The 14819-nt window shown below is 63.3% G+C and carries 13 protein-coding genes; 6 read left to right on the plus strand and 7 right to left on the minus strand.

The features are described from left to right. Positions 1-1780 (minus strand): acetyl-CoA carboxylase biotin carboxylase subunit (locus RA20_RS13585; protein ID WP_039129684.1); only part of this gene is annotated, 1780 nt, incomplete at its 3' end. Positions 1781-1789: 9 nt separating this feature from the next. Continuing rightward, the gene (locus tag RA20_RS13590) at positions 1790-3394 is read right to left on the minus strand and encodes a carboxyl transferase domain-containing protein (protein ID WP_039129686.1); all 1605 of its coding nucleotides are present in this window, start codon (positions 3392-3394) and stop codon (positions 1790-1792) included. Between the two features lie 227 nt (positions 3395-3621). Between RA20_RS13590 and RA20_RS13595 the strand changes: the two genes are divergently transcribed. Next, the gene (locus tag RA20_RS13595) at positions 3622-4008 is read left to right on the plus strand and encodes a hypothetical protein (RefSeq protein WP_039129689.1); all 387 of its coding nucleotides are present in this window, start codon (positions 3622-3624) and stop codon (positions 4006-4008) included. A 17-nt stretch (positions 4009-4025) separates the two neighbouring features. Here RA20_RS13595 and RA20_RS13600 read toward each other — a convergent pair whose 3' ends face one another. Beyond that, the gene (locus RA20_RS13600) at positions 4026-5555 is read right to left on the minus strand and encodes an AMP-binding protein (RefSeq protein WP_039129691.1); all 1530 of its coding nucleotides are present in this window, start codon (positions 5553-5555) and stop codon (positions 4026-4028) included. A gap of 149 nt (positions 5556-5704) precedes the next feature. On the opposite strand from RA20_RS13600, the gene RA20_RS13605 reads away from it, so the two are divergent. Next, entirely contained in the window at positions 5705-6307 is a 603-nt protein-coding gene (locus RA20_RS13605; protein ID WP_039129693.1) for an OmpW/AlkL family protein, read from the plus strand. A 58-nt stretch (positions 6308-6365) separates the two neighbouring features. Here RA20_RS13605 and RA20_RS13610 read toward each other — a convergent pair whose 3' ends face one another. The 4 genes from RA20_RS13610 to RA20_RS13625 form a co-directional block, all read right to left on the minus strand. Then, on the minus strand, positions 6366-6863 hold the full coding sequence (locus RA20_RS13610; RefSeq protein WP_039129696.1) for a lysozyme inhibitor LprI family protein: 498 nt from the start codon (positions 6861-6863) through the stop codon (positions 6366-6368). Next, positions 6863-8023 carry an isovaleryl-CoA dehydrogenase gene (locus RA20_RS13615; RefSeq protein WP_039129699.1) on the minus strand — a complete coding sequence of 387 codons (1161 nt, stop codon included), beginning with the start codon at positions 8021-8023 and terminating at the stop codon, positions 6863-6865. Before RA20_RS13615 ends, RA20_RS13610 begins: the two co-directional genes overlap by 1 nt. 200 nt (positions 8024-8223) lie before the next feature. After that, on the minus strand, positions 8224-9417 hold the full coding sequence (locus tag RA20_RS13620) for a DegT/DnrJ/EryC1/StrS family aminotransferase (protein WP_039129701.1): 1194 nt from the start codon (positions 9415-9417) through the stop codon (positions 8224-8226). Between the two features lie 79 nt (positions 9418-9496). Then, complete coding sequence (locus RA20_RS13625; protein WP_039129704.1) at positions 9497-10159, minus strand: HAD-IA family hydrolase; 663 nt, start codon at positions 10157-10159, stop codon at positions 9497-9499. A gap of 132 nt (positions 10160-10291) precedes the next feature. On the opposite strand from RA20_RS13625, the gene glmU reads away from it, so the two are divergent. Genes glmU through RA20_RS13645 form a run of 4 tightly spaced genes read left to right on the plus strand, consistent with a single transcriptional unit; the run spans position 10292 to position 14715 of the window. Next, complete coding sequence (gene glmU, locus RA20_RS13630; RefSeq protein ID WP_039129706.1) at positions 10292-11647, plus strand: bifunctional UDP-N-acetylglucosamine diphosphorylase/glucosamine-1-phosphate N-acetyltransferase GlmU; 1356 nt, start codon at positions 10292-10294, stop codon at positions 11645-11647. Continuing rightward, on the plus strand, positions 11647-13470 hold the full coding sequence (gene glmS, locus RA20_RS13635) for a glutamine--fructose-6-phosphate transaminase (isomerizing) (protein ID WP_039129709.1): 1824 nt from the start codon (positions 11647-11649) through the stop codon (positions 13468-13470). The genes glmU and glmS overlap by 1 nt, the downstream gene beginning before the upstream one ends. Before the next feature lie 3 nt (positions 13471-13473). Then, positions 13474-14016: a pyridoxamine 5'-phosphate oxidase family protein gene (locus tag RA20_RS13640; protein WP_039129711.1), complete on the plus strand. Its 543-nt coding sequence runs from the start codon at positions 13474-13476 to the stop codon at positions 14014-14016. Between the two features lie 18 nt (positions 14017-14034). Continuing rightward, positions 14035-14715, plus strand: a complete 681-nt coding sequence (locus RA20_RS13645) for a DNA alkylation repair protein (RefSeq protein WP_039129713.1) — start codon at positions 14035-14037, stop codon at positions 14713-14715. Positions 14716-14819: the final 104 nt, after the last annotated feature.

Consider the following 14819-nt stretch of genomic DNA (forward strand, 5'->3'; position numbering starts at 1 on the left):
CTTTCTGGCCCGCTTCAGCAAACACCGCCTTGACCAGCCCCGGCATCGGCGCCTCGATCACATTGCTGTCGCCGCCCGCAGCCGCGTCGCGGTCCAGCGGATCAAGTGCTGTGAACTCCAGCCCGTAGGCATCATGCACGGTAATCAGAGATCCCGACTGAGAAACCGCCGGCATCCGGCGCTCATCAATGCGCCATTGCTCCTGGCTGCGCTCGGCCACAACAGTTTTGCCGTCAACACTCCACAGCTGCCGGTCCGGCCCGTCCACCTGCACATCAGCAGTGAACACTTCTCCTGCGTGGGACAGGGTGACCGCCCGGTGCAACGGTCCCCAAAGCGTAAACCCTGTCTCCGGCGCGGCCTCCGTCAGGCCGAGCGCCGCCATGCCGGCCGCAGCCTTGTGGCGCAGCTCCGCTTCCGGCGCTGCGGTAAGCGAATCCAGGTCCCGGGCAATCAGGCCGGTGTCCACATCGCCGGCCGCAAACCCCTCATGCGCCGCCAAAGCACCAAGAAAGGCCAGGTTGGTGACGGTGCCGCCTACCTGTGTATCCTCCAGCGCGCGTGCCAGCCGCGACAGCGCCACCTTGCGGGTGGAGCCATGCACGATCACCTTGGCAATCATCGGATCGTACCAGGGACTGATGGTGTCGCCCGCCCGCACACCGCTGTCGGCGCGGCATTCCGCCGGGAAGGACAGATGCGTCAGCGTGCCGGTCGCAGGCAGGAACCCCTTGGGCACATCCTCCGCGTAAAGCCGCGCCTCAAACGCATGGCCGGTGATGGTGAGGTCTTCCTGCTTCGCAGGCAGGCTTTCGCCCGAGGCAACGCGCAGCTGCCATTCCACCAGATCGACGCCGGTGATCAGCTCCGTGACCGGATGCTCCACCTGCAGCCGGGTGTTCATTTCCATGAACCAAAACCCGTCAGGCCGCAGCCCGTCTGAGCCATCAACGATGAACTCAACCGTCCCTGCCCCCTTGTAGCCGATTGCCTCCGCGGCACGCACACCGGCCCGGCCCATCGCCTCGCGCATTTCCGCCGTCATGCCCGGCGCAGGCGCTTCCTCGATCACCTTCTGATGGCGCCTCTGCAGGGAGCAGTCGCGCTCGAACAGATGCACCGCATGCATCCCGTCGCCAAACACCTGCACCTCAATATGCCGCGGCTGCTGGATGTATTTCTCGATCAGCACATCCGGGTTGCCAAAGGCCGTGGTCGCCTCGCCCTGCGCGCTTTTCAATGCGTCAGCAAAATCATCATGCGTCTCGACCAGCCGCATGCCCTTGCCGCCGCCGCCGGCAACCGCTTTGATCAGCACCGGGTAGCCGATCTTTTCTGCCTCGCCAGCCAGAAATCCCGGATCCTGCTTGGCACCGTGATACCCCGGCACAACCGGCACCCCGGCCTCCTCCATCAGCGCCTTGGCGGCGTCCTTCAGACCCATCTTGCGGATCGCGTCTGCCGAGGGCCCAATAAAGGTGAGCCCTGCCGCCTCCACCGCTTCCACAAACTCCGGGTTCTCGGACAGAAAGCCATAACCCGGGTGGATGGCCTGCGCTCCGGTTGCCTGCGCGGCCCCGATGATACGGTCGCCCAGCAGATACGACTGTGCCGGGGCCGCGCCGCCGATGTGCACCGCCTCATCCGCCAGCGCCACATGTTTCGAAGCCGCATCGGCATCGGAGTAAACCGCTACCGTCCGCACCCCCATGGCGCGGGCGGTTTCCATCACGCGGCAGGCAATCTCTCCGCGGTTGGCAATCAGGATCTTGTCAAACATCGGAGGTCCTCACATCCGGAACACGCCAAAGCGCGTCTCTTCAATCGGGGCATTCAAGGCGGCGCTCAGCGACAGCGCCAGCACGTCGCGGCTCTTGCGCGGGTCGATAATGCCGTCATCCCACAGGCGGGCCGAGGCATAAAGCGGGTGGCTCTGCTCTTCGAACATGTCGATGGTCGGCTGCTTGAAGGCCGCCTCTTCCTCGTCGCTCCAGCTGCCGCCCTGGCGTTCAATGGCATCGCGCTTCACCGTTGCCAGCACCCCTGCCGCCTGCTCGCCGCCCATCACAGAGATGCGGGAGTTCGGCCAGGTCCACAGGAACCGCGGGCTGTAGGCACGGCCCGACATGCCGTAGTTGCCGGCGCCAAAGGAGCCGCCAACCAGCATGGTGATCTTGGGCACATTGGTGGTCGCCACCGCCGTCACCATCTTGGCGCCATGGCGGGCAATGCCCTCGTTTTCATACTTCCGTCCCACCATGAAGCCGGTGATGTTCTGCAGGAACACCAGCGGGATCTTGCGCTGGCTGCACAGCTCCACGAAATGCGCCCCCTTTTGGGCGGCCTCCGAGAACAGCACGCCGTTGTTGGCAATGATGCCGATCGGGCAGCCCTTGAGGTGGGCAAAGCCGGTCACCAGGGTTTCACCGAACCGCGGCTTGAACTCGTCAAAGCGGGAGCCGTCGACCAGCCGCGCAATCACCTCGCGGATATCATACGGCGTGCGCAGATCGCCGGGCACCACGCCGAGGATCTCTTCCGGGTCATAGGCCGGCTCTTCCGGGCTGGCCCAGTTCACCGTCAGCGGCTTGGTGATGTTCAGCGACTGCACTGCACGCCGTGCCAGCGCCAGCGCGTGGGCGTCGTCCTCTGCCAGATAATCCGCCACACCGGAGAGACGCGTATGCACGTCGCCGCCGCCCAGGTCTTCGGCGCTGACAACCTCGCCCGTTGCAGCCTTCACCAGCGGCGGACCGGCCAGGAAGATCGTTCCCTGCTCCTTCACGATAATAGTCACGTCCGACATCGCAGGCACATAAGCCCCGCCCGCGGTGCAGGAGCCCATCACTACCGCGATCTGCGGGATGCCCTTGGCCGACATCCGCGCCTGATTGTAGAAGATGCGGCCAAAGTGATCGCGGTCCGGGAAAACCTCATCCTGGTTCGGCAGGTTGGCGCCGCCCGAGTCCACCAGATAGATGCAAGGAAGGCGGTTTTCTTCGGCAATCTCCTGCGCCCGCAAGTGTTTCTTCACCGTCATCGGATAATAGGTGCCGCCTTTCACGGTGGCGTCGTTGCAGACCACCATGACTTCCTGACCATGCACCCGGCCGATGCCCGCAATGACGCCCGCAGACGGAGCGGCACCGTCATACATGGCATGCGCCGCCGTAGCGCCGATCTCCAGGAACGGAGAGCCGGGGTCCAAGAGGTTCGCCACCCGGCGGCGCGGCAGCATCTTGCCGCGGCTTTCATGGCGGGCGCGGGATTTCTCACCGCCGCCCATGCGCGCGGCCTCCGCCGCCTCACTGATCTGCGCCAGGGCGTCCAAATGCGCCTCGCGGTTCTGCTTGAAGCCGTCCGAGGAGGGCATCGCCTTGGATGTGAGTTTCATGCCACACATTCCCCTTTAAAGTGATCTTTTTGCCGAGAACAGCAGAGACTCAAGCAGGCAATTTTGCTAGATGCCGTGCGTCTTCTGACTTCCCTTGGATCATCCCATGTTTTTCTTTGCCGTTCAAAAAATCTGACACGTCCTCCGAACCGTCGGTTTGGAAACTTGCAGCAATTCTTCTGAGAACCTGAGCAAAGAAAGGTCCGTACGCTGTACGGGTGCCCTTCATGTATGTCCGCTTTACAACGCGTTGCGTCGACGTTGATGCGCGCAGCAGCACCGGTGTATTCACCGCTGCCTATGATCTGTTTTATGACCGTTCCGATCTTGCCAAGTATTGGCAGATGGACGAGTTGCGCCGTGTGCTTGACTGGTTCAATGACCACCTCAGTACACCGCAGCGCTTTTTTTACCGCCCCGGTTCCAAATCTGAGATCAGCGGGGTTTGCTGGTTTCGGGACAGCGCCAAAGACCACGTTTCTCAAGCACGCTATCTGGCTTGGCTGGTAAGTGATCTTGGCACCCCCGTTGAAGAACTCCGGCACAAGTCGCCCGGCCGCATTCTTTGGGAAGACGAGTTTCAAGTTGTCGCGAGCAAACACCTGAAAAACTGACGTTATGCGGGGGGAATTCATCGTTCCATTCCCCCTGCAGCCAGCGCCTTCAATTCCTTGCGGATTACCTTGCCGGTCACGGTCATCGGCAGCGCGTCCAGGAACGCCACCTCACGCGGGTAGGAATAATGGGCGAGGCGATCTTTGACGTAGTCCTGCAGTTCCTTTTCCGATGCCTCTGAACCGGCTTTCAGCACCACATAGGCCTTGACGATTTCTGTGCGCAGGGGATCGGGTTTGCCGACCACGCCCACCGTCGCCACCGCCGGATGAGTCAGCAGGCAATCCTCGATCTCCGCCGGGCCAATGCGGTAGCCGCCCGAGGTGATCACATCATCCTCGCGGCCGACAAAGCGCAGGTAATCGCCTTCCCAGATCCCCCGGTCACCGGTTACCAGCCAGTCGCCGCGGAACTTGGCAGCGGTTTCTTCGGGCCGGTTCCAGTATTCCAGCAGCATCGAGGCGGACCCGCGGCGGATGGCAACGTCGCCTTCGCCCGTCGTGGGATTGCCGGCCTCATCGATCACCGCCAGCGCATGCCCCGGCACCGCCTTGCCGATACAGCCAGGGCGCGGATCGAAATCGGCAGCACAGGAAGAGGCCACCATGTTGCACTCGGTCTGGCCGTAGAATTCGTTGATGGTCACCCCCAGCTGCCGTCGGCCCCAGGCGAGCATCTCGGCGCCCAGGGGCTCTCCACCGCTGGCAACAGAGCGCAACGCCCGAAGCCCCTGCCCCGCTGCCTTCAGCATCCTGAGTGCGGTTGGCGGGAAGAAAATGTTGCGCACGCCAGCCTGTTCGATCAGCTCCGCGCAGGCTTCCGGCGTGAACTTGTCCAGCCGCGCCGCCACCACCGGCACGCCCAGCGCCAGGCCCGGCATCAGCACGTCGAACAGCCCGCCGATCCAGGCCCAGTCCGCCGGGGTCCAGAGGCAGTCGCCTTCCTGCCCCAAGTGATCGTGGCTGATGGACACGCCCGGCAGATGGCCGGTCAGCAACCGATGGCCGTGCAGCGCGCCCTTGGGGCTGCCGGTGGTGCCGGAGGTATAGATCAGCACCGCTGGCGTCCCCGGCGTGGTTTCGGCAATGGGCACCGGGCCGCCTCCGATCCCGGCGCTGTCCGCCATTACCGCTTCGGCAAGATCGCCCAGCAGCCCTGCCCCTTCCGCATCGGTGAAGACAAAGCGAACCCCCGCATCGCCGGCGCGGGAGGCCAGCGCATCGCGCTTGAAAAGTTTGAACAGAGGCACTGAAATGCCGCCCGCCTTCCAGATCGCCAGATGCGCCGCCGCGCACCAGGTAGACTGGCTGAGCAGCACCCCAACCCGGTCGCCCGGCTGGATACGGCCGAGCAGGTAGCGGGCGAGTCCGTCCGTCATCTCCGTCAGCGCGCCATAGGTGATGTCCTGCCGCCCCGGGCCTGTCATATCGATCAGGGCCACGGCCTCCGGCGGCTGCGCCAGACACTGCGCCGCCATGTTCAGCCGCTTTGGCAAGTCCCAGCTGCCATCGGCGCGCAGCCCCGGAATGTTACGGAATTCATGCATCTTTAGACATTCCCGAAACGCATAGCAGCTATGCTATTTTTCGCCGCCTTTTCAATGGGTAGGCGGCTGGATTCTTGATTCAGATCAGAGTGCCCGGCGGCTTGCGGGTGCACCACTGCCGGGCAAACAAAAGAAAAGGGACGCACCCCATGAAACGCATGGTTTCCGCTCTGGCACTGACTTCCGCCCTTGCCGCCCTGGCGGCCCCCGCTCTGGCGCAGCAGCAGGGCGACTGGACCGTCGGCGTCGGCATCGCCAATGTGAACCCCAAGTCCGGCAACGGCACCCTGGCCGGTGCTGCGGCGGACATTGACGACGGCACCGCGCTGTCGCTGACGTTCGAGTATTTCTTCCGCGACAACTGGGGTGTTGAACTGCTGGCCGCCTCGCCGTTCTCCCATGACATCAGCCTGAACGGCGCTTTTGCCGCCAAGGCCAAGCAGCTGCCGCCGACCATCTCGGTCAACTACCACTTCCCGACCCAAGGCAAGATCAAGCCGTTCCTCGGCCTCGGCCTGAACTACACCACCTTCTTCGAGGAAGAGACCGCGCTTGGCACCCTTGAGCTGGACGACAGCTTTGGCATCGCCGTCAACGCCGGCGCCGATTACCAGATCTCCGACAACGGAGCGCTGCGCTTCAACCTCCGCTGGATGGACATCGACACCGACGCCACCCTGAACGGGGCCGGCATCGGCACTGCCGAAATCGATCCGGTTGTCGTGAACGTCGCTTACGTGCACCGCTTCTGATCCTTCAGTTGAAATACGCTGGCAGGCCGCTTGATGCCTGCCGGCAAACCAATTGCCGTTACTCGCCGAGCCAGGCGGATTCCAGGTAGAGCGCCTGCTCCCCTGTCAGCCGCATCAGGCAGCTCAGCACCGCCGGCCCGCCGCCGCTGCCGCCGCCCCATTGCGCTCTCTCGAACTCGCAGGTGGTATCACGGTAGGTGATCCAGGCCCGCTGCATCTGTTTCAGAGCGGGTTCGGTTCTGGGCGCTGACGAGCCCCATTCCGCCAAATCCGCGTCCGACGCCTTCGCCTTGGCCCGCAGGATCTTGTAGGCGGCATTCAGACGGGCATCCCAGTAATCGCGTTCCTGATCCAGGCAGTCCATCATCCCGATGGTCGTGGACCCGCCGGAAGTCTCGCCCATGCACTGCTGCGCAGACAGTCCCAGGCAGCTGCGCTTGGCTTCCGGCGCAGCCGCCTGCGCAACACAGGCGTCCGTGGCAGCAGGAGAAAACCGGACCTCCTGCGCGGCCGCGGGCCCCGCCAGGATAGCAGCTGCCAGCAGGACCGGACGCATTACATTGTCCCCATCAGCTCGCGGCCGATCAGCATACGGCGGATTTCGCTGGTGCCGGCACCGATTTCCATCAGCTTGGCATCGCGGAAGATGCGCCCCACCGGGTTGTCGGAGAGATAGCCCGCTCCGCCAAAAGCCTGCACCGCCTGATGCGCCTGAGTCATCGCCACCTCGGAAGCATAAAGGCAGCAGGCTGCGGCGTCCTGGCGGGTCACCGTGCCTTTGTCGCAGGATTTGGCGACCTCATAGACATAGGCCCGCGCCGAATTCATCGCCGTGTACATGTCAGCGATCTTGGCCTGCATCAGCTGGAAGTTTCCGATCGGCTGGCCGAACTGCTTGCGCTCCGCCATGTAGGGCATCATCTCATCCATGCAGGAAGCCATGATGCCGGTGCCGATCCCAGCCAGCACCACGCGCTCATAGTCCAGGCCGGACATCAGCACCCGCACACCCTTGCCCTCTTCCCCAAGAACGTTCTCGAAAGGAACTTCGACATCTTCAAAGATCAGCTCAGCCGTGTTGGAGCCGCGCATGCCCAGCTTGTCGAAATGCTTGGAGGTGGAGAAACCCGTCATTTCCTTTTCGATCAGGAAAGCAGTGATACCTTTGGAGCCCGCCTCCGGATCTGTCTTTGCGTAGACCACCAGGGTATCGGCGTCAGGACCATTGGTGATCCAGTACTTGTTGCCGTTCAGCCGGTAGTGGTCGTTGCGCTTCTCCGCGCGCAGCGACATTGACACCACATCCGACCCTGCGCCCGCTTCGGACATCGCCAGCGCGCCGACATGCTCGCCGGAGAGCAGCCGCGGCAGGTATTTCTTCTTCTGCTCCGCGTTGCCGTTCAGCTTGATCTGATTGACGCAGAGGTTGGAATGCGCGCCATAGGACAGCGAGACAGAGGCGCTGGCGCGGGCGATCTCTTCAATAGCCACCGTATGCGCCAGGTAGGACATGCCGGCGCCGCCGAACTCTTCCGGCACGGTGATCCCCAGGAGGCCCAGCTCCCCCATCTCCTTCCACAGCTCAGCCGGGAATTCGTTGTTCTGGTCGATCTCCTGCGCCATCGGCTTGACGCGCTCCTGCGCCCAGCGGTGGACCGCGTCGCGCAGAGCGTTGACGTCTTCGCCCAGATCAAAAGTCATGCTTGCATTGAACATCCCGCAAATCCTCCCGGGAACAGCGATTATATGAACACTTGTTCAATTCAATAAACGAGCCCACGATTCGCGTCAACTGCAGCGCAGCACCGACAGCCGTGACGTGAGGTTCACTCCCGCACGCCGACACAAAAAAGCCCGCCTCCCTTCTGAGAGACGAGCCAGATCTTTTTTCCGTAAAACGGACAAGCAGCCGCGGTTCAGGCGCCCTGATACACAGCGCTCACTTCGGCGCGGATAATCCGGGCGATCTGGGTGCAATCTTCCAGGCTGAAGGTCAGCGGCACCCGCATGTCGATGATACCTGCCAGCACCCGGTCGCTTTTCGGCAGGCGCGGTGTGTCGGCATAGCGCCAGCTGTCATAGCGGGAGGTGAAGGCCACAGGCTCCGGCGTGCCGAACCATTTGAGCTCCACCCCGCGGGCGGCGCAGCGCCGGACAGCCTCCTGCACAGCCTCTTCGCTCCAGTCCAGCAGCAGAAACTGAATGGAAGAACCGACGTAGACCTCTTGTTCCGGGCGCTCCACAACGGTGAGGCCCGGCGTACCCCGCAGGCCTTCTTCTACGGTGCGGTAACGCTCGTTCCAGCGCTCCGCTTGGGTGTCCAGGTCGCGCAGCTGCGGCCGCAGGATAGCGGCCCGCAGGTTGTCCATACGGCCAGAGATATTGGGGGTCTCGTACTTCACCCGCTCAAACACTTCCGGGCCTGGCGCCGCCAGATGGCGGCCATACAGCATGTAAGAGCCGGACATCATGATGGCGCGGGCGGCAATCTCTTCGTCATCGGTGATTAGCAGCCCGCCCTCGCCCGAATTAACGTGCTTGTAGGTCTGGCAGGAATAGCAGCCCACCGCGCCATGCTTGCCCGAGAGCACGCCGCTCCAGGATGCCCCCATGGTATGGGCGCAATCCTCGATCACGGTGATGCCGGCACCGTCGCAGATCTCCATCAGCCGGTCCATGTCGCACAGATGCCCGCGCATGTGGGACAGCATCAGCACCTTGGCCTGATCCGCCTTGGCCGCCAGGTCGTCCAGATCGATTGTTAGATCCTCGGTCACCTCGACAAACACCGGCTCTGCCCCGACCGAGGCAATCGACCCCGGCACCGGCGCCAGCGTGAAGGCGTTGGTCAGAACCTTGTCGCCGGGTTTCACGCCCACAGCCCGCAGAGAAGTTGCCAGCGCATAGCCGCCGGAGGCCACCGCCAAACAGTATTTCGCGCCCATCTGAGCCGCGAATTCCTGCTCCAGCAATGCGGTTTCGCCCGCTTCGCCCTCGGCCACATTGTAGCGGTGCAGCCGTCCGTGGCGGAGCACCGCCAGTGCGGCCTCGATGGCGTCTTCGGGAATGGGTTCCTGCTGGGTGAAAGACCCGGTAAATGTCTCGCTCATGCGCCGTTTGTGAGCCGCCGCCCGGCAAGGGTCAAGAGGCAAGCTGCAAGGCCGGAAATCTCGAAGCTAAGTTGCGAAATCACGCAATCAGCCGGTCAGCGACCTCCAGCAGGTCTTCGAACCGGTCGATCAATGCCTCGGGCTTCAGCGCCGCCATGTCAGCCCCCGACGGGCCAAAGGTCACCAGTACGGACGGCACACCGGCAGCCGCCGACGTGTTGCGGTCTGTATCGCTGTCGCCCACCAGCAGCGTGCGCGCCGGATCACCGCCTGCCCGCCGCGCCGCTTCGAACAGCGGTTCCGGATCGGGCTTGCGCACTGGCAGCGTGTCTGCCCCGATCAGCGAGGCAAAGGCATCGCGCACGCCAAGGCTCTGCATCAGCTGTTCCGCCAGCGCTTCGGGCTTGTTGGTGCAGATGCCGACACCATAACCTGCGGATTTCAATGCCTCCACGGCCTCCATTGCGCCAGGGTACATCACGGTGTGATGGTCGATGGCATCGCGGTAAGCCTCCAGCAGCACCGGGTAAAACTCATCCACCACCGCCGGATCAAACTGCCCAACCCGCTTCAAGCCCGCGGTCAGCATCATCCGCCCGCCGCGCAAAGCAACCGCGGCATCTTCGGCAGGCGTCAGCACATCGCCCAGCCCCATCTGGCGGAAACAGGCATTGGCCGCGGCCAGCAGGTCGCCGGATGTATCGGCCAAAGTTCCGTCCAGATCGAAGATCACTGTTCGCATTTCTGGCCCTTCCCGGCGAATTTCCGCCGCTGCATGTTGCAGCCCGCAACCTTGTTTGATGGCGCTGTCTCTTGCGCCCCGCCCCTCAGCGGATAAAACGGGAGCGCTAAAAAGACAAAGAGAAAAGCGATTATGAGCATTGCCCTTGTCATCCTGGCGGCCGGAAAAGGCACGCGGATGAACTCCGACCTTCCCAAAGTCCTGCATCCGATCGCACAGGCGCCTATGCTGGAGCACGCCATGGCCGCAGGCCGGGCGCTGGAGCCGGAACGCACGATCGTGGTGGCCGGTCATGGAGCCGAGGCAGTGCAGAAGGCGGTTGCCGGCATTGACGAGACGGCTGAGGTGGTACTCCAGGAGGAGCAGCTTGGCACAGCACATGCGGTGGACCAGGCGCGGACGGCGCTGGAAGGCTTTTCCGGCGATGCGGTGGTTTTGTACGGCGACACGCCCTTTGTCAGCGCTGACACGCTGGAGCGGATGGTCGAGGCCCGCCAGCGCGCCGATCTGGTGATCCTGGGGTTTGAGGCCGCCGATCCGGGCCGCTATGGCCGTTTGGTGATGGACGGCGACAGCCTGGAGCGGATTGTCGAGTTCAAGGACGCTTCTGAGGCCGAGCGCGCCATTTCCTTCTGCAATTCCGGGCTGATGGCCTGTGATGCCCAGGCGATGTTCGATCTGATTGCCAAGGTCGGCAATGAAAATGCCTCGGGCGAGTATTACCTGACCGATCTGGTGGAGCTGGCCCGCAAGGAAGGCAAATCCGTCACGGCTGTCTCCTGCGACGAGGCTGAAACGCTGGGCATCAACTCCCGCGCCGAACTGGCGCAGGCGGATGCGCTGTTCCAGGCCCGCTCCCGGGCGGAACTGCTGGATCTGGGGGTCACACTGATGGCGCCCGAAACCGTGTATCTCGCCTTTGACACCATTGTCGGCCGCGACACCGTAATCGAGCCGAACGTGGTCTTCGGCCCCGGCGTCACAGTGGAAAGCGGCGCGCTGATCCGGGCATTCTCGCATCTCGAGGGCTGCCACGTAAGCCAGGGTGCCAAAGTCGGCCCCTACGCCCGCCTGCGCCCAGGTGCCGAGCTGGCCGAAAACACCCACATCGGCAACTTTGTCGAGATCAAGAACGCCGAGATCGCCGAGGGCGCCAAGGTCAACCACCTCAGCTACATCGGCGACGCCTCGGTGGGCGAAGCAACCAATATTGGCGCAGGGACAATTACCTGCAACTATGACGGCGTGATGAAGCACCGCACCGAGATCGGCGCACGGGCCTTTATCGGCTCCAACACCATGCTGGTGGCACCGGTCCGGGTCGGCCATGAGGCAATGACGGCCACCGGTGCAGTGGTCACCAAAAATGTCGATGACGGCGATCTGGCCATTGCCCGCGCCGAGCAAAGCAACAAACCGGGCCGCGCGCGCAAGCTGATGGACATGCTGCGCGCCAAGAAAGCCCGCCTGCAGAAGGGAGCCAAGTGATGTGCGGAATTGTCGGCGTACTGGGCAATCACGAGGCTGCTCCAATCCTGGTCGAGGCGCTGAAGCGGCTGGAATACCGCGGCTATGACAGCGCAGGCATTGCCACAGTGAACAAAGGCGAGCTGCGCCGCCGCCGCGCGGTAGGCAAGCTGGTGAACCTCTCCGACCTCCTGGTGCATGAGCCGCTGGCGGGCAAATCAGGCATCGGCCACACCCGCTGGGCCACCCATGGCGCGCCCTCGGTCAGCAATGCCCACCCGCACCGCGCCGGTGCCGTTGCGGTTGTTCACAACGGCATCATCGAGAACTACAAGGAACTGCGCGCCGAACTACTGGACTGCGGGCTTGAGTTCCGCACCGAGACCGACACCGAAACCGTCGCCCTGATGACCGAGCGCTACCTGCAGGAGGGTCTTTCCCCAGTTGAGGCCGCCTTCAAAACGCTGGATCAGCTGGAAGGCGCTTTTGCTTTGGCCTTCCTGTTTGACGGCCAGGAAGACCTGATCGTCGCGGCCCGCAAAGGTTCTCCGCTGGCGATCGGCCATGGCGACGGCGAAATGTTCGTAGGCTCGGATGCCATCGCGCTGGCACCGCTCACCGACCGGATCACCTATCTGGAGGAAGGCGACCGCGCCGTCGTCACCCGCCAGGGCGCCGAGATCCGCAGCTCGGCAGGCGCGCTGGTCAACCGCGAAACCAAGACCATCCAAATTGATGCGACCCAGGTCGACAAGGGCGGCCACAAGCATTTCATGGCCAAGGAAATCGCCGAGCAGCCGCATGTGATTGCCGAAGCCATCCGCCACTACCTGCCGGTCGAGGAAGATGCCGTGCGCCTGCCCGGCGAAGGGGTGGATTTCTCCGGCATCGAACGCCTGACCATGGTCGCCTGCGGCACCGCCTATTACGCCTGCGTCACCGCCAAGTACTGGTTCGAGCAGATCGCCCGCCTGCCGGTCGAGGTCGATATCGCCTCCGAGTTCCGCTACCGCGAACCGCCGATCCCCGGCAACACGCTGGCCCTGTTTGTCTCGCAATCGGGCGAGACCGCCGACACCCTGGCGGCCCTGCGCTATTGCCACGAAAAGGCAGACAAGATCCTGTCGGTGGTCAATGTCTCCGAAAGCTCCATCGCGCGGGAAAGCGATCTGGCGCTGCCGATCTTCGCCGGACCGGAAATCGGCGTCGCCTCGACCAAGGCCTTCACCTGCCAACTGACGGTGCTGCTGGCGCTGGCGCTCAAGGCCGCCTGCGACCGCGGCCATCTCAGCCCGGATGAGATGGCGGAATACGCCACCGCGATCCGCGGCCTGCCCAACGTGCTCTCCTCTGCGCTGGAGCAGAACGAGCCAATCCGTCAGGCGGCCCAGAAGGTCAGCGAGGCACGCGACGTGCTGTTCCTGGGCCGCGGGCTGATGTTCCCGCTGGCGCTGGAAGGCGCGCTGAAGCTCAAGGAAATCAGCTATATCCACGCCGAGGCTTATGCGAGCGGAGAGCTGAAGCACGGCCCCATCGCGCTGATCGACAAGCACATGCCGGTGGTGGTGATGTCGCCGCGGGACTCGCTGTTCGACAAGTCGGTCTCCAACATGCAGGAGGTGCTGGCACGCAAGGGCAAGGTGCTGATGATCTCGGATCAGGACGGCATCGACGAGGCCGGCGACGATGTCTGGTGCGCCATCCGTATGCCGCGGGTGAAGGAAGCGCTGACACCGATCCTTTACGCAATCCCGGCGCAGCTTTTGGCCTATCACACCGCGGTGGCCAAGGGCACCGATGTGGACCAGCCCAGAAATTTGGCGAAATCCGTTACAGTGGAGTGATTTATGGCAAAGCAGTTTCCGCAGATCGAAGAGGCGCACCGGAAGTTCATTGAAGAACAGCACATGTTCTTCACTGGCTCCGCAGGTCCTGAAGGCCGGGTGAACATCTCGCCCAAAGGCATGGATTCGCTGCGGGTGCTGGGGCCGGACCGGATTGCCTGGATGAACCTCACCGGCAGCGGGAACGAAACCGCGGGCCATCTGCTGGAAGTGAACCGGATCACCCTGATGTGGTGCTCCTTCACCACCCGCCCGATGATCCTGCGCACCTACGGCACTGCCAAGGTGCTGCACGTGGGTGATGAAGGCTGGGACGAACTGGCAGCCCTGTTCCCTGCTCACCGCAGTGCCCGGCAGATCTTCGATGTTTCAGTGGACATGGTGCAGACCTCTTGCGGCTATGCGGTGCCGTTCATGGAATTCCAATCCGACCGCGACACCATGCAGAAATGGGTCGACGGCAAGTCGGACGGCGACATCCGCGCATATTGGGAAGAGAAGAACCAGGCCACCATCGACGGCAAACCCACCGGCGTGCCGGTGTAGCGGCCTGCAAGGACAGACATGCTGGATCCCTATCTTGATGAATTGAAGGCCCAGGCCGAACCCGGCCGGGCCGAGGGCATGGCAGCCTATCACAAACAAAGCCGCGAAGTTCTGGGCGTCCCCAACCCGGCCACCAATGATCTGACCAAGTCCTGGCGCCAGTCGCTGGATGTTGAGCAGCGCGTGGCTCTGGCCCGCGCCCTTTGGGACACGGATATCTTTGAGGCCCGCATTGCCGCCGCCAAGCTGCTGACCCAGGCGCGGATCAAAGAGGACGCGGCGGTCTGGGACCTTCTGCAGTCCTGGGTGCCGGATTTTGACAGCTGGGCCATTGCGGATCACGCCTGCTCGGCCATCTCAAAACGGCTGCTGGCGGCGCCTGAAAGGCTGGACACGGTTGAGGCCTGGACCCAATCGGACCACATGTGGTCGCGCCGGGCGGCACTGGTCGCCACTCTGCCCTGGGCCAAGATGAACAATCTGAAACCGGCGGATCAGGCGAGCCGTGAACGCATTCTGGGCTGGGCTGCCTCTTATGTGCCGGACCGGGACTGGTTCATCCAGAAAGCCATCGCTTGGTGGCTGCGCGACCTCAGCAAGCATGACGCGGAGCGCACCCGCGCTTTTCTGGCGGAACACGGCGAAAACATGAAGGGTTTTGCCCGCAAAGAGGCGGCTAAGTACCTGAAAGACGCCTAACCCTGTTGCCGTCCCGCCCGGCTGCCAGCCGGGCAGCGCCCAACCTCCCCCACGGGAGGGCGATGCCCTTAGCGCAGTGCATCGCCGTTAGACGGGTTGGCCTT

The organism is Leisingera sp. ANG-Vp, assembly GCF_000813725.1.
Taxonomy (GTDB): Bacteria; Pseudomonadota; Alphaproteobacteria; order Rhodobacterales; family Rhodobacteraceae; genus Leisingera.

What these genes read in the sequence shown, in the direction of transcription:
- RA20_RS13645 (WP_039129713.1), top strand. Translation starts at nt 14,035, where the DNA reads ATGCTGGATCCCTATCTTGATGAATTGAAGGCCCAGGCCGAACCCGGC.
- RA20_RS13625 (WP_039129704.1), bottom strand. Translation starts at nt 10,159, where the DNA reads ATGCGAACAGTGATCTTCGATCTGGACGGAACTTTGGCCGATACATCC.
- RA20_RS13590 (WP_039129686.1), bottom strand. Translation starts at nt 3,394, where the DNA reads ATGAAACTCACATCCAAGGCGATGCCCTCCTCGGACGGCTTCAAGCAG.
- glmS (WP_039129709.1), top strand. Translation starts at nt 11,647, where the DNA reads ATGTGCGGAATTGTCGGCGTACTGGGCAATCACGAGGCTGCTCCAATC.
- RA20_RS13620 (WP_039129701.1), bottom strand. Translation starts at nt 9,417, where the DNA reads ATGAGCGAGACATTTACCGGGTCTTTCACCCAGCAGGAACCCATTCCC.
- RA20_RS13600 (WP_039129691.1), bottom strand. Translation starts at nt 5,555, where the DNA reads ATGCATGAATTCCGTAACATTCCGGGGCTGCGCGCCGATGGCAGCTGG.
- RA20_RS13640 (WP_039129711.1), top strand. Translation starts at nt 13,474, where the DNA reads ATGGCAAAGCAGTTTCCGCAGATCGAAGAGGCGCACCGGAAGTTCATT.
- RA20_RS13615 (WP_039129699.1), bottom strand. Translation starts at nt 8,023, where the DNA reads ATGTTCAATGCAAGCATGACTTTTGATCTGGGCGAAGACGTCAACGCT.
- RA20_RS13605 (WP_039129693.1), top strand. Translation starts at nt 5,705, where the DNA reads ATGAAACGCATGGTTTCCGCTCTGGCACTGACTTCCGCCCTTGCCGCC.
- RA20_RS13595 (WP_039129689.1), top strand. Translation starts at nt 3,622, where the DNA reads ATGTATGTCCGCTTTACAACGCGTTGCGTCGACGTTGATGCGCGCAGC.
- glmU (WP_039129706.1), top strand. Translation starts at nt 10,292, where the DNA reads ATGAGCATTGCCCTTGTCATCCTGGCGGCCGGAAAAGGCACGCGGATG.
- RA20_RS13610 (WP_039129696.1), bottom strand. Translation starts at nt 6,863, where the DNA reads ATGCGTCCGGTCCTGCTGGCAGCTGCTATCCTGGCGGGGCCCGCGGCC.